Annotated in this window: 14 protein-coding genes; 1 reads left to right on the top strand and 13 read right to left on the bottom strand. The window is 72.6% G+C overall.

Going from position 1 to position 13831, the window contains the following annotated elements:
* Nucleotides 1–28 precede the first annotated feature (28 nt).
* From ABZ272_RS24795 to ABZ272_RS24785, 3 genes are all read right to left on the bottom strand, one after another.
* Nucleotides 29–1228: a DUF1015 family protein gene (locus ABZ272_RS24795; protein WP_355052298.1), complete on the bottom strand. Its 1200-nt coding sequence runs from the start codon at nucleotides 1226–1228 to the stop codon at nucleotides 29–31.
* 87 nt (nucleotides 1229–1315) lie between these two features.
* A complete protein-coding gene (locus ABZ272_RS24790) occupies nucleotides 1316–1837 on the bottom strand; it encodes a hypothetical protein (RefSeq protein WP_355052297.1) in 522 nt (173 codons plus the stop codon).
* Nucleotides 1838–2028: 191 nt separating this feature from the next.
* A complete protein-coding gene (locus tag ABZ272_RS24785) occupies nucleotides 2029–2655 on the bottom strand; it encodes a DsbA family protein (RefSeq protein WP_355052296.1) in 627 nt (208 codons plus the stop codon).
* A 224-nt stretch (nucleotides 2656–2879) separates the two neighbouring features.
* Here ABZ272_RS24785 and pepN point away from each other — a divergent pair, with 224 nt between their 5' ends.
* Nucleotides 2880–5429 carry an aminopeptidase N gene (pepN, locus tag ABZ272_RS24780; RefSeq protein ID WP_355052295.1) on the top strand — a complete coding sequence of 850 codons (2550 nt, stop codon included), beginning with the start codon at nucleotides 2880–2882 and terminating at the stop codon, nucleotides 5427–5429.
* A 296-nt stretch (nucleotides 5430–5725) separates the two neighbouring features.
* Here pepN and ABZ272_RS24775 read toward each other — a convergent pair whose 3' ends face one another.
* From ABZ272_RS24775 to ABZ272_RS24730, 10 genes are all read right to left on the bottom strand, one after another.
* Nucleotides 5726–6133, bottom strand: coding sequence for a DUF5130 family protein (locus tag ABZ272_RS24775; RefSeq protein ID WP_355052294.1), 408 nt, complete (start codon nucleotides 6131–6133; stop codon nucleotides 5726–5728).
* On the bottom strand, nucleotides 6120–6416 hold the full coding sequence (locus tag ABZ272_RS24770) for a hypothetical protein (protein WP_112584149.1): 297 nt from the start codon (nucleotides 6414–6416) through the stop codon (nucleotides 6120–6122). Before ABZ272_RS24770 ends, ABZ272_RS24775 begins: the two co-directional genes overlap by 14 nt.
* 72 nt (nucleotides 6417–6488) lie before the next feature.
* Nucleotides 6489–7955, bottom strand: coding sequence for an amidase (locus ABZ272_RS24765; protein WP_355052293.1), 1467 nt, complete (start codon nucleotides 7953–7955; stop codon nucleotides 6489–6491).
* Nucleotides 7956–8329: 374 nt separating this feature from the next.
* Complete coding sequence (locus tag ABZ272_RS24760) at nucleotides 8330–9337, bottom strand: amidohydrolase family protein (RefSeq protein ID WP_355052292.1); 1008 nt, start codon at nucleotides 9335–9337, stop codon at nucleotides 8330–8332.
* Nucleotides 9337–9861, bottom strand: coding sequence for a 3-hydroxyanthranilate 3,4-dioxygenase (locus tag ABZ272_RS24755; protein ID WP_355052291.1), 525 nt, complete (start codon nucleotides 9859–9861; stop codon nucleotides 9337–9339). The genes ABZ272_RS24760 and ABZ272_RS24755 overlap by 1 nt, the downstream gene beginning before the upstream one ends.
* Nucleotides 9858–10280 (bottom strand): RidA family protein, encoded by a 423-nt coding sequence (locus ABZ272_RS24750; RefSeq protein ID WP_355052290.1) that lies wholly within the window; start codon nucleotides 10278–10280, stop codon nucleotides 9858–9860. Before ABZ272_RS24750 ends, ABZ272_RS24755 begins: the two co-directional genes overlap by 4 nt.
* A complete protein-coding gene (locus ABZ272_RS24745; protein ID WP_355052289.1) occupies nucleotides 10277–11050 on the bottom strand; it encodes a fumarylacetoacetate hydrolase family protein in 774 nt (257 codons plus the stop codon). Before ABZ272_RS24745 ends, ABZ272_RS24750 begins: the two co-directional genes overlap by 4 nt.
* On the bottom strand, nucleotides 11047–12105 hold the full coding sequence (gene dmpG / locus ABZ272_RS24740) for a 4-hydroxy-2-oxovalerate aldolase (protein WP_355052288.1): 1059 nt from the start codon (nucleotides 12103–12105) through the stop codon (nucleotides 11047–11049). Before dmpG ends, ABZ272_RS24745 begins: the two co-directional genes overlap by 4 nt.
* Entirely contained in the window at nucleotides 12102–13034 is a 933-nt protein-coding gene (locus ABZ272_RS24735) for an acetaldehyde dehydrogenase (acetylating) (protein WP_355052287.1), read from the bottom strand. The genes dmpG and ABZ272_RS24735 overlap by 4 nt, the downstream gene beginning before the upstream one ends.
* Nucleotides 13031–13828, bottom strand: coding sequence for a fumarylacetoacetate hydrolase family protein (locus tag ABZ272_RS24730; RefSeq protein ID WP_355052286.1), 798 nt, complete (start codon nucleotides 13826–13828; stop codon nucleotides 13031–13033). Before ABZ272_RS24730 ends, ABZ272_RS24735 begins: the two co-directional genes overlap by 4 nt.
* Between the last annotated feature and the right edge of the window lie 3 nt (nucleotides 13829–13831).

Below are 13831 nucleotides of genomic sequence, written 5' to 3'. Positions count from 1 at the left end.
GTACGTCACACGGTCGGGCGGTACGCGGTCAGCGGGGCAGCTCGGCGACCACCAGGCCACCGCGCGCCTTCGGGGTGAACCAGGTGCTCTTGCGGGGCATCTTCTCCCGGGCCAGGTTCACCGCGACGAAGTCCGCCACGGTCACCGGCGCGATGAGGACGGCCAGCTCGGCACGCCCGGCGTCGACCTCCCCGGTGAGCCAGCTCGCCGGGTAGTCCCCACCCACGTAGGTGATCCGCTTGTCGCCCGGGTCCAGACCCAGAGCGTCGCGCAGCACCAGCCGCTCGACCAGGGCGTGGTCCAGGTTCTCCAGGCGGGCGTCGGCGGTGGCGGGCAGGCGCACCGCGTACCCCTGGCCGGCCAGCCGGAGGTGGACGGTGCCGCCGGCCGTCGGGACCTCGACCGGGCCGTCGATCGGCTCGACCTCGGCGCCCGCGGCCCGCAACCGGTCGAGCAGCTCGGCCGGGGTGGTGGTCAGCTCGCTGACCAGCCGGTTGTACGGCTGGATGGCCACCGACGCCGGGGTGGTCACCACGGCCAGGAAGCGCGACAGCCCGCCGGTCTGGGCGGCCAGGCTGCGGTGGTTGCCGTCGGCGACGACCAGCTCGCCACCGCCCGCCAGGGCGGTCAGCGCGTCCTGCTCGGGGCCCGGGCCGAGCAGCCAGATGGCGTGGGTGCGGCCCGCCTGGTCGGTGTCGGTCGCGGCCGGCGCCCCGGCCGCGTCGGTCGCCGCCGCGAGCGCGGCGTGCAGCTCGTCACCACTGCCGGTCTGCAGCAGGAGTACGGGTGAGAGCAGGTGACCCAGCGCCTCGGCCAGCGCCACACGCTCGCGCACCTTGGCGATGAACACGTCCTCGTTGCGGATGACCAGGCCCGGCTCGTCGGCGCTGGTGGAGATCTGGTCGGTGTCCACCATCGCGAACAGCCCGTACGCCGGTTTCTCACCCGGCGCGCTGATCCGGTACAGCACGACCACCTGCTCGGCGGGTGTGTAGCTGCCGTCGGCCTTGGCCTCGGCGAGTCGGGCCACCGAGGCCGGCAGCGCGTCGAGGAACGACGTCCCCAGGCTGTCCGGAGCACGGTGCGGCATCTCGATGCCGAGGGCACTGTGCGGGTTCGCCTCGATGATCGCGGTGATCTCCGCGTCGTCGGCGAACTCGTCGTAGTTCTGCGCGCCGGTGCCGCCAGTGGTGATCCAGGCCCGGGCAATCGGATGCACGACCGTCATGCCCACTGACGCTACCGGCGTCGACGGACCGGACGACGGGGACCCGCGCGGCGTCCACCAGATGAAAGCGCCCGCACGTCGGCGTGGTCAGCCGGCGCGGCCGGACGCGCCGTTGTGCCGGCGGTGCCGCCCGGCGACGACCGGGCCGGCGTTGCCGCGCCGGCCGCCCCCGACCGGACCGGTGACCGCGTTGCGGCGAGGCGTGGCGGGCGGCCCCGGCACGGGACGCTCGGGCGGCGGCGCCGGAACGGGCCGCGGGTTCAGCGGCGGAGTGGGCACGGGACGCGGCGCGGTGGGCGTCGGCGGGGGCGGAGCCGGTTCGGCCGGCGCGGCCGCCACCACGGCGACCGGTTCCAACGCCGCCACGACCGCCGCCGACGCCGAGGGCGTCGCCAACGCGGCCCGTGCGGGTGTCAGGCGCGAGGTGACCGGCACCCGGGCCACGCCGACCACGATGGGCGGCGCGAGCAGGTCCGCCACGTCGGCGGGAAGGTCGGGGCGGACCGTCGGCCAGCGGGAACCGTCGACCGACCAGTACGCCGCGCCGGGAGTCTCGATCACCCCCTGCCGGGTCAACTGATCGTCACCGGACGCACGGTGCTTGGCCATCGGGACTGCCTCCACGAGCTGCGGTGTGCGGCCCTGCGGGGCCACTGCGCGGACACCGAGGGAAACGACGCCCCCCGCCCGGCGGTGACGCTGTGACCGTTTCCGGCCCCCGCAGCCGCGCCGGGCCCCGGCGCGACGCACCCCCGCCCGGACAACCGACAGGGTCCGGACGGGGTGTGCGACGGTCGTGCTCAGTCGAAGATCGGGGACTGCTCGCGGGTGCGCTTGAGCTCGTAAAAGCCCGGGGTGCCGGCGACCAGGAGGACACCGTCCCAGAGCCGTCCGGCGGCCTCGCCCTTCGGGCGCGGCGTGATCACCGGGCCGAAGAACGCGACCGGCTTGCCGTCCGGGCCGGGCGCGTGCACGACCGGGGTGCCGACGTCCTGCCCGACGGGACGCATGCCGGCCTCGTGGCTGGCCCGCAGCGCCTCGTCGTACTCGGTGCTGTCGGCGGCGGCGGCCAACGCCGGGTCCAAGCCGGCCTCGGTCAGCGCGGCCACGTACAGCTCGGGGCCCCGCTCCTGCTTCTCCAGGTGGATCCGGTTGCCGAGCGCGGTGTAGAGCCTGCGCAGGACGTCGTTGCCGTACCGCTGCTCGGCGGCGATGCAGATCCGCACCGGGCCCCAGGCGGTCTTCAGGAAGGTCTTGTAGTCCTCGGACAGGTGGTCCCGACCGTCGTTGAGCACGGCCAGGCTCATCACGTGGAAGCGGATGTCCACGTCCCGGACCTGCTCGACCTCCAGCAGCCAACGGGAGGTGATCCACGCCCACGGGCAGGCCGGGTCGAACCACATGTCTACGGCGACACGTTCGGACACGGTGCGATCCCTTCGCGACAGGAGCGGCGCCGGCGATCCGGCGTCTCTCCAGGAATCCTCTCCCCGGGTCCGGCGGACCGACACCCGAATGAGAGCGTGACCTCGACCACCGATGGCAGGCCGTCCGTGGAAGACTCGGACCGGGCCGGACGTCACGAGCGGTCGGCAGACGGGCGCCGCCGGGCGTACGGCGAGACGTGGGATGGAGACGAACAGTGCCGGGAGTGCGTAACCTGACGCAGGTCGAGGCGACCGAGCGGGCCCGCCTGCTCGAGGTGACCGGATACGACATCAGGCTGGACCTGGCGACCGCCGTGCTGGCCGCCGACGGCCGCACCTTCTCCTCGACGACCGAGGTCAGGTTCCGCTGCGCCGAGCCGGGGGCGAGCACGTTCATCGAGGTGGCCGCCGAATCGGTGCGGTCCGCCACGCTGAACGGCGCCCCGGTGGACCTGTCCGACTGGTCGGCCGAGAAGGGCCTGACCCTGACCGGACTAGCCGGTGACAACACCCTGGTCGTCGACGCGGACTTCGCCTACTCCAACAGTGGACAGGGCCTGCACCGCACCGTCGACCCGGTCGACGGCGAGACCTACCTGTACAGCCAGTTCGAGACGGCCGACGCGCAGCGGGTGTTCGCCTGCTTCGACCAGCCCGACCTCAAGAGCGTCTACACCTGGCACGCGACGGTTCCCGCGCACTGGCGGGTCGTGTCCAACATGCCGGTGCGGAGCGAGGAGCCGGCCGGCGAGGACCTCAAGACCGTCCACTTCACCGAGTCGGCCCGGATGAGCACGTACATCACCGCGCTGTGCGCCGGCCCGTACCACGAGGTGCGCGACAGCCACGACGGCATCGACCTGGGAGTGTTCTGCCGGGCGTCCATGTCGCGCTACCTGGACTCCGACGACCTGTTCCTCATCACCAAGCAGGGCTTCGACTTCTTCCACGAGAAGTTCGGCGTGCGCTACCCGCTGCCGAAGTACGACCAGCTGTGGGTGCCCGACTTCAACGCCGGCGCGATGGAGAACTTCGGCTGCGTCACGCACGCCGAGTCGCACTACCTGTACCGCTCGCAGGTCACCGACTACGAGTACGAGCAGCGGGCCAACACGATCCTGCACGAGCTGGCGCACATGTGGTTCGGTGACCTGGTCACCATGCGCTGGTGGAACGACCTGTGGCTGAACGAGTCGTTCGCCGAGTGGGCCAGCCACTGGTGCAACACCAACGCCACCCGGTTCACCGAGGCGTGGACGACGTTCCTGTCGATCCGCAAGAACTGGGGTTACCGACAGGACCAGCTCTCCTCCACCCACCCGGTCTACACCGAGATGCCGGACATGGAGGCCGTCGAGGTCAACTTCGACGGCATCACCTACGCCAAGGGCGCGAGCGTGCTCAAGCAGCTCGTCGCGTACGTCGGCGAGGAGCCGTTCGTGGCCGGGCTGCGGGCGTACTTCGGCAAGCACGCGTGGGGCAACGCCACCTTCGACGACCTGCTCACCGAGCTGGAGGCGGCCTCGGGCCGGGAGCTGCGCAAGTTCGCGGCGCAGTGGCTGGAGACCGCGCAGGTCAACACGCTGCGCCCGGAGGTGACCATCGGTGCCGACGGCACGTACGAGCAGGTCATCGTCCGGCAGGAGGCGCCGACGGCGTACCCGACGCTGCGCACCCACCGGATCGGCGTCGGCCTGTACGACCTCACCGACGGTCGGCTGGTCCGCCGCGAACGGTACGAGGTGGACGTGACCGGTGAGCGGACCGAGCTCGCCGAGCTGCGCGGCCTCCGGGCGGCCGACGTGCTGCTGCTCAACGACGACGACCTGAGCTACACCAAGCTGCGCCTGGACGAGCGGTCGCTGGCGACGGTGGTGCGGCACATCGGTGGACTCGACTCGTCGCTGGCGCGCGCGCTGTGCTGGACGGCCGCGTGGGACATGACCCGCGACGCCGAGCTGGCGACCCGCGACTACGTGGCGCTGGTCCTGGCCGGGCTGCCCGCCGAGACCGACATCAACCTGGTCACCGCCACCCTGCGCCAGGCCACCACCGCGCTGACCCTCTACGCCGACCCGGTTTGGGCGGCCACCGGCTGGGCGGGACTGGCCCGCACGGCGAAGGACGCGCTCGCCGCCGCCGAGCCGGGCAGCGGCTTCCAGCTCGCCTGGGCCCGGGCGTTCACCTCGGCGGCCCGCTCCGAAGAGGACCTGGCCACGCTGCGCGGCTGGCTGGACGGCACCGGCGCTCCGGAGGGCCTGACCGTGGACACCGAGCTGCGCTGGACGGTGCTCGGCGCGCTGGTGGCCAACGGCGCGGCCGGTGCGCCCGAGATCGAGGCGGAGCTGGCCGGCGACCGTACGGCCAGCGGCGAGCGGGAGGCCGCGTACGCGCACGCGCTGGTGCCGACGGCGGAGAACAAGGCGGCCGTGTGGGCGCTGCTGACCGGCCCGGACGCGCTGCCGAACTGGCGGAACCGGGCGCTGTTGCAGGGCCTGGCCCACCCGGCGCAGGTGGAGCTGGTCACCCCGTACCGGGAGCGGTACTTCGCGGCGGTCGGGCAGGTGTGGGCCAGCCGGGACAGCGAGCCGGCGCAGGAGTTCGCCCAGCTCGCGTACCCGACGTACCTGGTGGACGACGAGACGGTGGCGGCCACCGACGCGTGGCTGGCCGGGGACGGCAACCCGGGCCCGCTGCGTCGCCTGGTCGCCGAGGGCCGTGACGGCGTGCTGCGGGCGCTCAAGGCCCGCGCGAAGGACGCCGAGCAGAGCTGACCCAGCGAGTACGCCGCCGCCGGGCCGCGGCTCGCGTGATCGACTCGACCTCGCCGATATGGGGGTGTCCGCCGGGCGGACACCCCCATATCGCTGACCTGGTGGAGATCTCCTCCCGATGCGGTCACCGTGCGCGCTCAGGCCACGAGGAAGATCACGCTCGAACATGGAAATAGGGGCATCCGCGACGTCGGATGCCCCTATTTCCATGTTCGAGCACGATCTTGCGCGGCGCGGCGCGGCGCGGCACCGCGCGGCACCGCGCGTGGGATGTGGCGCGGCACGTACGAGTAGGATCAGCCCTTGCCGGCGTGGCTGGCGAGCTGGTCGAGCCCGTTGATGATGCCGCCGGCGAGGTCGCCGCCGCTGAACGCGCCGACCATCGAGAGCGCGGCCAGCTTGGCGTACGTGTCGGGGATGCGCTTGCGCGCGTGCCGTCCGGTGACGATCTCCAGCTGCCGCTGGTTGGGCGACAGGGCGATCAGCACCGACTTGTCCGGGTCGGCGAGCTGGCGGTGCAGCCGCTGGGCGTGCTCGCGGATCGGCTCGTCGAGGCCGCCGACGAACACCGAGAAGACCAGGCCGGTGCCCTTGTCGGCCAGGCGCAGGGCCTCGTCGATGCGCAGCAGCTGACGGGTCGAGAAGGGCCCGTCGAGCACCTCGGGCGGATTCTCCGTCCCGGTCGGCTTCTCACCAACGGTCACTTGCGCCTCCGGTTCCACCGGCCGGCGCCTCGACGCTGGCCTGCTCTAGCTTGTGGCTGGTCAGCGCGGGCGCCTGCGCGCCCGCCGTCAGCGCGGTGCCGGCCGAGTCGGCCAGCTGCTCCGGGCGGCCCAGGAACCAGACCGGAGTGAAGTCGAAGGGCCGGCCCGGCCGGTAGCGCTTGGCGCCACCACCACCGCCGGTGGCACCCCCACGGCTACCGGCGTACGACAGGCCGGCGATCACCAGCACTGCCGCCAACGGGATGCCGACGAAGACCAGCACCGTCTCGGTAACAGACAATCCCAACGCCCCCAGGCGGAAGAAGGACCTCGAACAAGCGGGTCGGATGGACGATCATGATGGCGACCGGCCAACTCCGTCGCTATTCACGTTAGCGGAGTCGACGGCCCGCCAGATTGCGGGGTGCCGATCCCATCCGTCACTGGCGTGCTCCAGTTGCGCAGCGGTAGCGATGAGCCGCGCGTCGTCGCCGTACCGGCCGGTGAGCAGCACCCCGACGGGCAGCCCGTCGGTGGTCGTGGTGCCCAGGGGCAGGGAGACCGAGGGGTCGCCGGTGACGTTGAAGATGGCGCAGTAGGGCGAGAAGCGGCGCTGCCGGTCGAAATCGGCCGCCGGGTCGCCGTCGGCCGTGAACCAGCCGACGGGCGCCTGCGGGGCGGCCAGGGTGGGGCAGAGCAGGAGGTCGCAGTCGGCGGTGCGGGCCGCGCCGAGGCGTACCTGCGCCTGCAGTTCCCCGAGGGTCGCGGACAGTGTCCCCGCGGACACCTCGGCGCCCCGGGCGCGGAGCAGCCGGGTCAGCGGCAGCAGCTCCGGCTCGCGCTGCGCCGGTACCGGTGCGAGCGCCAGGACGTACCAGATGATCTCGAACAGCGGCCACACCGCCGGCGTGAGCGGCGGCGGCACCTCGACCACCTCGTGGCCGGCGGCGGCGAGCAGCGCGGCGGCGGAGTCGACGGCCGCGACGCAGTCGGGGTGCACCGGCTCGTCGGCGAGCATCGGCGTGGTGAACCGGCCGATCCGCAGGCGGCCGGGCTCGGCCCGGCGGGCGGCGGCCAGGTACCCGCCGGGCGGCGCGGGCGGCGACAGGTAGGGCTCGCCGGGCACCGGGACCGCCATGACGTCGAGCAGCGCGGCGATGTCGGCCACCGTCCGCCCGATCGGCCCGCTGGTGGGCAGACCGAACGCGCCGGAGCCGAGCGGCCCGCCGGAGACCAGGCCACGGCTGGGTTTGTAGCCGATCAGGCCGCAGAGCGACGCCGGGATGCGCAGCGAGCCGCCGCCGTCGGACCCATGGGCGACGGGCACGAGGCCGGCCGCGACCGCCGCCGCCGCGCCGCCGCTGGAACCACCGGCGGTGTACGCCAACTGCCACGGATTGCGGGCCGGCGGCGCGACGCGGCCCTCCGAGTAGAGCGAGCAGCCCAGCTCCGAGGTGGTCGTCTTGCCGAGGCTGACGAGGCCGGCGGCCTTGATGAACCGGACCACGTCGGCGTCGACCGGCGGGACGAAGTCGGCGAAGGCGGCCGACCCGAAGGTGGTGCGTACCCCGGCGGTGAGGGTGAGGTCCTTGATGGCGGTCGGTACGCCGTGCAGCGGCCCGCGCGCCTGCGCCGGCGCGGCGTCGGCGGCGCGGGCGGCGGCGCGGGCCAGCTCGGGCGTGACCGTGACGAACGCGCCCACGGTGTCGCCGAGCGCCGCCACCCGGCGCAGGGAGTGCTCGACCAGCTCGACGCTGGACAGCTCGCCGCGGGCGATGGCGGCGGCCTGCTCCAGCGCGGTCAGGTCGTGCGGCTCGGCCATGTCCTCATCCTGCCCGCTGGGAGCGGCTGTCGGCGGGTCGACACGGCGGTCGCCCTTCGCGGCGGAGGCTGCTGCTCCCGATACCGACCCGGCCGTGTCGGGAGGCAACCCCCTCTCACCGGTCGCCCGCTCGCCCGCCCGGCGGCGGGCCGACTACTGCCGGCGTCCTTTGCTCTGCTTCAACGGAGGCAACACCGGCGGCGGGCCGACTCCTGCCCGGCGTCCTTTGCTCTGCTTCAACGGAGGCAACAGCCGATGTCCGTTTATCGGACACGTGGTGTTGCGTGGATTGAAGCAGAGCAAAGGCAACAGAACAGGGTCCGTCGGCCCGTCGCGGCCGTCCGTCCTGCGGGGGCACCACCAGGGGTACGCCGTTAGCGCCGCCCGTGCAGGAAGCGCAGGGCGTTCGTGGATCGGAGCTTGTCGCGCTGGGCGTCGGTGAGGAAGTCGGCCGCGTCGACCACCGCGCCGACGGGCCGCTCCCCCAGCGGGTACGGGTAGTCGCTGCCGACCAGCACGCGGTCCTCCCCCAGCGTGTCGACCAGCAGCCGCAGCGCCGGCGGCGTGAAGACCACCGAGTCGACGCTGAACCGGTCGACGTAGCTGCTCGGCGGGGCGGCGGACGCGCCCCGGACCAGGTCGCCACGGCGGTGCCAGGCGTTGTCGGCGCGGCCGAGCCAGAACGGAAAGCTGCCCCCGCCGTGCGCGAAACAGATCCGCAGCGTCTCGGGCACCCGGTCGAAGACGCCGCCCAGGATCATCGCGAGCACCGACAGGTGCGTCTCGGCGGGCATCCCGGTGAGCCAGCGCGCCATCCAGCGGTCCAGCCGGGGGCTGCCGGGCATGTCCCAGGGGTGGACGAAGACCGGGGCGTCCACCTCGGCGCAGTGCTGCAGGAACGTCACCACCCCGGCGTCGTCCAGGTCCCGGTCGCCCACGTGGTTGCCGATCTCCACGCCCACGTGCCCGGCTGCCAGGCTGCGGTCCAGCTCGGCGCAGGCGGCGTCCGGGTCCTGAAGGGGCACCTGGCAGAACGGCACCAGCCGGTCGCCACCGGCCGCAGTGACCTCCAGGGTCAGGTCGTTGAAGATCCGGGCGACCTTCACGGCCTGGTCGGCCGGGCGGTCGTAGCTGAAGAAGACCGGCGTCGGCGACACCACCTGCACGGCGACACCGTCGGCGTCCATGTCGGCCAGTCGGCGGGACGCGTCCCAGCACTCGGCGCCGATCGGCCGGAACTCCGTCTCCCCCACCATGATCATGGCGGCGCGCTCGGAGTCCACCCGCAACCACGGCCAGCCGGACCCGCCGCACGCCGCGCCGAGGTCCGGCCACCCCTTGGGTACGACGTGCGTGTGCACGTCGACCACACCAGCGGGCATCAGCCCTTGCCCGGGTGCAGGGTGCCGCAGTTCGCGCAGGTACGCGCCGACTCGTCCGCGTAGAACGCCTGGAACACCGGCGGCAGGTCGGCCGCGATGTCGCGGACCTGCAACTCCACCTCGTGCACCTTGTGCCCGCACTCCGGGCAGTACCACTGGAACGTCTCGAGCGTGCCCTCCTCGCGGACCCGCTCCACGACCACACCGATCGAGCCGGCCTCCGGCCGCTGCGGCGAGTGCGGGGTGTTGCGCGGCAGCATCCACATCTGACCCTCGCGCACGTGCACCGTACGCGGGCCCTGCGGGGTCATCAGGTTGATGTGCATGTTGCCCTTGACCTGGTAGAAGAACTCCTCGTACGGGTCCACGTGGAAGTCGGTGCGCTGGTTGGGCCCGCCCACCACCATCACGATGAAGTCGTCCCCGCCGGGGAACATCTCCTTGTTGCCCACCGGAGGCTTCAGCAAGTGCTGGTTCTCCGCGATCCAGCCGGGAAAGCTGAACGGTTCGGCGATCTCACTCACGACTGACCTCCCGAGGGAAGAAGGGCCACGGCCTGGATCTCGATGAGCAGGTGCGGGTGCGGCAGCTGGTGCACCGCCACCGTCGTACGGGTCGGGCCGGACGCGTCGAAGAACTCCGCCCAGACCTCGTTGTAGCCACCGAAGTCGTTCATGTTGACCAGGTACGACGTCACCTGGACGAGGTCGGCGAGGTCCGCGCCGACCGACCGCAGCAGGTCGCCGATGTTCTCGATGACGGCCCGGGTCTGCACCCGGATGTCCAGGTCGGTCGTACCGAACTCGTCCACGGACACGCCGGCGAAGCTGTTGTCCGGCCGCCGGGACGACGTACCGGAGACGAAGACGAACCCACCCGCCACCTTGACGTGCGGAAAGGCCCCCCGAGGGACGGCCTTGCCGGCGACGACGACCCCGCTCACGACGACGCCCGCAGAGACGCGGTGCCGAGCTTCTCGACGACCGCGCGGACGTGCGCGCCGGGGCGCAGCGGGACGGCGGCGGTGGCCGCGCCGGCCAGGAACACCCAGCCCGACTCCAGTCGCACCCCGTGCCGGCCCGCCAGTCGGATGCCCTCGTCGAGCGCGCGGCGCGGATCGCCGAGGATCGCCGCCGTCGAGCCGACCTGGGCCACCCGGCCGTCGACCTCCAGCAGCACGCCCAGGTTGTCCAAACCCGCCGGCACCGGGGACCACGGGCCGATCACGAACGCGGCGGCCGAGGTGTTGTCCGCGATGACGTCCGGCAACGAGAAGCGGAAGTCCGCGTACCGGGAGTCGATCAGCTCGATGGCCGGCGCGACCGCGCGCACCGCCGTGGCGAAGTCGCCGACCGGTTCACCCGGCTCGGGCAGCCGGTCCAGCAGGAACGCCACCTCCGGCTCGACCCGGGGATGGATGTACGCGGCCGGGTCGACCGCGCCACCGTCGGGCACCCGCATCGCGTCGGTGAGCCGTCCCCAGATCACCTCGTCCACGCCGACCTGGGCCATCTTCGCCTTGCTGGTGAGCCCCATCTTCAGCCCGACCATCCGCTCGCCGGCGTCGATCCGGCGCTGCGCCAGCGCGGCCTGCACGGCGTACGCGGCGTCCACGTCGAGTCCGGTCTCGGCGGCGAGTTGTCCAATGGCGGTGGCCATGTCGGCTGCCGCGCCCAACTTCTCGGCGATCCCCGCGATGTCCGGTCCGATCATGATTGCTGCTCCTTGCCGGCCAGGTCGAGTGCCACGTCGACGATCATGTCCTCCTGGCCGCCGACCATCCGACGTCGGCCCAACTCGACCAGGATCGAGCGCACATCCACGCCGTACTTCGCCGAGGCCCGCTCGGCGTGCCGCAGGAAGCTGGAGTAGACCCCGGCGTACCCGAGGGAGAGCGTCTCCCGGTCCACCTGGACGGGCCGGTCCTGCAACGGGCGGACGATGTCGTCGGCGGCATCCATCAGCGCGAACACGTCGCAGCCGTGCTTCCAGCCGTGCAGTTCGGCGACCGCCACGAAGACCTCCAGCGGCGCGTTGCCGGCGCCCGCGCCCATCCCGGCCAGGGAGGCGTCGACGCGGACGGTCCGACCCCACGGCGACCCGAGTGGACCGTCACCGAGGACCCGGCCGTGCTCCACGGCGAGCACGCTGTTGGCAACGCCGAGGGACAGGTTGTGGTGCGCGTGGATGCCGATCTGCGTCTCCGGGTCGAGGACCTGCCGGTACGCGTCGACCCGCTGCGCCACGTCGGACATCAGCAGCCGGCCGCCGGAGTCGGTGACGTAGACGCAGTGCGCCCCGTACGACTCCATGAGTTTGGCCTGCCCGGCCAGCCCGGCCGGATCGTTCATGTGCGACATCATCAGGAACCCGGCCACGTCCATGCCGTTCTCCCGGGCCCAGGAGATGTGCTGGGCGGAGATGTCCGCCTCCGTGCAGTGGGTGGCGATACGGACGCTGGTCACCCCGAGCGCCTGGGCGGCCTTCAGGTCGGCGATGGTGCCGATGCCGGGCAGCAGCAGGGTGGTCAGCTTCGCCGAGGTCAGCACCTCGGCGGCCGCGGAGATCCACTCGGCGTCGCTGGCCGCTCCGTGGCCGTAGTTGACGCTGGATCCGGCGAGCCCGTCGCCGTGCGCGACCTCGATGGCGGCCACCCCGGCGGCGTCCAGCGCGGCGGCGATCGTGCGCACCTGCTCGACCGTGTAGCGGTGGGCGATGGCGTGCATGCCGTCGCGCAGGGTCACGTCCTGGATGTACAGGTCGGTCATGCCACCGCTCCCGTCGCGCGCAGGGCCACCAGCCGCTCGGCGGTCCGCAGCGCGGCCGACGTCATGATGTCCAGGTTCCCGGCGTACGCCGGAAGGTAGTGGCCCGCGCCGGAGACCTCCAGGAAGACCGACACCTGCAAGGCGGTGAGCTGCCGTCCGAGCGACGGCAGGTACGCCTGCACCCGGTCGAACTGCACGTCCTGCTTGAGCCGGTAGCCGGGGACGTACTCCTGCACCCTCGCCACCATGTCGCTGATCGAGGCGGCGATGGCGGCGCGGTCGGCGTCCGCGTCCGGGCAGAGGCAGTAGACGGTGTCCCGCATGAGCAGCGGCGGGTCCGCCGGGTTCAGCACGATGATGGCCTTGCCCCGCTCGGCCCCGCCGACCACCTCGATGGCTCGCGCCGTGGTCTCGGTGAACTCGTCGATGTTGGCCCGGGTGCCCGGCCCCGCCGACTTCGAGGCGATCGACGCGACGATCTCCCCGTACGCCACCGGGGTGACCCGACCGACGGCGGCGACGATCGGCACGGTCGCCTGGCCGCCGCAGGTCACCATGTTGACGTTCGGCTCGTGCAGGTGCTCGTCGAGGTTGACCGGCGGCACCACGTACGGGCCGATCGCGGCCGGGGTCAGGTCGACCACCGTACGACCGTGTGACCGCAGCACCTCGTCGTGGCGGCGGTGCGCGCCGGCCGAGGTGGCGTCGAAGACCAGTTCGACGTCGGCGAACTCGGGCATCGCGACGAGGCCGTCCACGCCGTCGGCGGTGGTGGCGACGCCGAGGCGGCGGGCCCGCGCCAGGCCGTCGGAGGCCGGGTCGATGCCGGCCATCGCCACCATCCGCAGGCTGTCGCTCAGCCGGAGAACCTTGATCATCAGGTCGGTCCCGATGTTTCCGGAACCGAGCACCGCCACACCGGTGGTCATGACGAGACCTCCTTGCCGAAGCAGGTGCGTACCGAGCCGAGCCCGGAGATCCGGGCCTCGTACGCGGCCCCGGGGGTGACCGGGACCATCGGGCCGAGCGCCCCGGAGAGCACCACGTCACCGGCGCGCAGCGGGTCACCGGCCCGGGCGAGGGTGGCGGCCAGCCAGTGCAGGGCGTGCAGCGGGTTCCCGAGGCAGGCCGCGCCCGCGCCCACCGAGACCGGCTCACCGGCGTGCTCCAGCACCATCCCGCACAGTCGCAGGTCGACGTCGGCGAGCCGGCGCGGCGACGTGCCCAGCACGAACAGCCCGCTGGAGGCGTTGTCGGCGATCGTGTCCACGATGGAGATGTCCCAGCCGGCGACCCGTGAGTCGACGATCTCGATGGCGGGCAGCACGTGGTCGACCGCGCGGATCAGATCGACCGTGGTGATCCGCTCCTCGGCGAGGTCGCCGCCGAGCACGAACGCGATCTCCGCCTCGACCCGCGGCTGGAGCAGCCGGTCGATCGGCACCTCGACCCCGTCGCCGACGGCCATCTCGTCGGTCAGCATCCCGAAGTCGGGCTGGAACACCCCGAAGGTCTCCTGCACCGCCCGGGAGGTCAGCCCGATCTTCGCGCCGACGCGGCGCTCGCCCCGGCCCTGCCAGGCCCGCGTCTGCAACTGCTGCACGCGGTACGCGGACTCGACGTCCCCCTCCGGCAGCAACCGGCCGCGCAGCGGCGGGCACGGCTTGCCGCTGCTGCGGGCCTCGGCCAGTTCCCGGTTGGCGGCCTCGATGTCGGCTTCCACGTT

The organism is Micromonospora sp. NPDC005979 (assembly GCF_040614415.1).
Classification (GTDB): Bacteria; Actinomycetota; Actinomycetes; order Mycobacteriales; family Micromonosporaceae; genus Micromonospora.
The sequence above is the reverse complement of the archived record's forward strand: the minus strand, read 5'-3'. Positions and strand labels throughout refer to the sequence as shown.

What these genes read in the sequence shown, in the direction of transcription:
- ABZ272_RS24745 (WP_355052289.1), bottom strand. Translation starts at nt 11,050, where the DNA reads ATGATCGGACCGGACATCGCGGGGATCGCCGAGAAGTTGGGCGCGGCA.
- ABZ272_RS24795 (WP_355052298.1), bottom strand. Translation starts at nt 1,228, where the DNA reads ATGACGGTCGTGCATCCGATTGCCCGGGCCTGGATCACCACTGGCGGC.
- ABZ272_RS24735 (WP_355052287.1), bottom strand. Translation starts at nt 13,034, where the DNA reads ATGACCACCGGTGTGGCGGTGCTCGGTTCCGGAAACATCGGGACCGAC.
- dmpG (WP_355052288.1), bottom strand. Translation starts at nt 12,105, where the DNA reads ATGACCGACCTGTACATCCAGGACGTGACCCTGCGCGACGGCATGCAC.
- ABZ272_RS24760 (WP_355052292.1), bottom strand. Translation starts at nt 9,337, where the DNA reads ATGCCCGCTGGTGTGGTCGACGTGCACACGCACGTCGTACCCAAGGGG.
- ABZ272_RS24765 (WP_355052293.1), bottom strand. Translation starts at nt 7,955, where the DNA reads ATGGCCGAGCCGCACGACCTGACCGCGCTGGAGCAGGCCGCCGCCATC.
- ABZ272_RS24790 (WP_355052297.1), bottom strand. Translation starts at nt 1,837, where the DNA reads ATGGCCAAGCACCGTGCGTCCGGTGACGATCAGTTGACCCGGCAGGGG.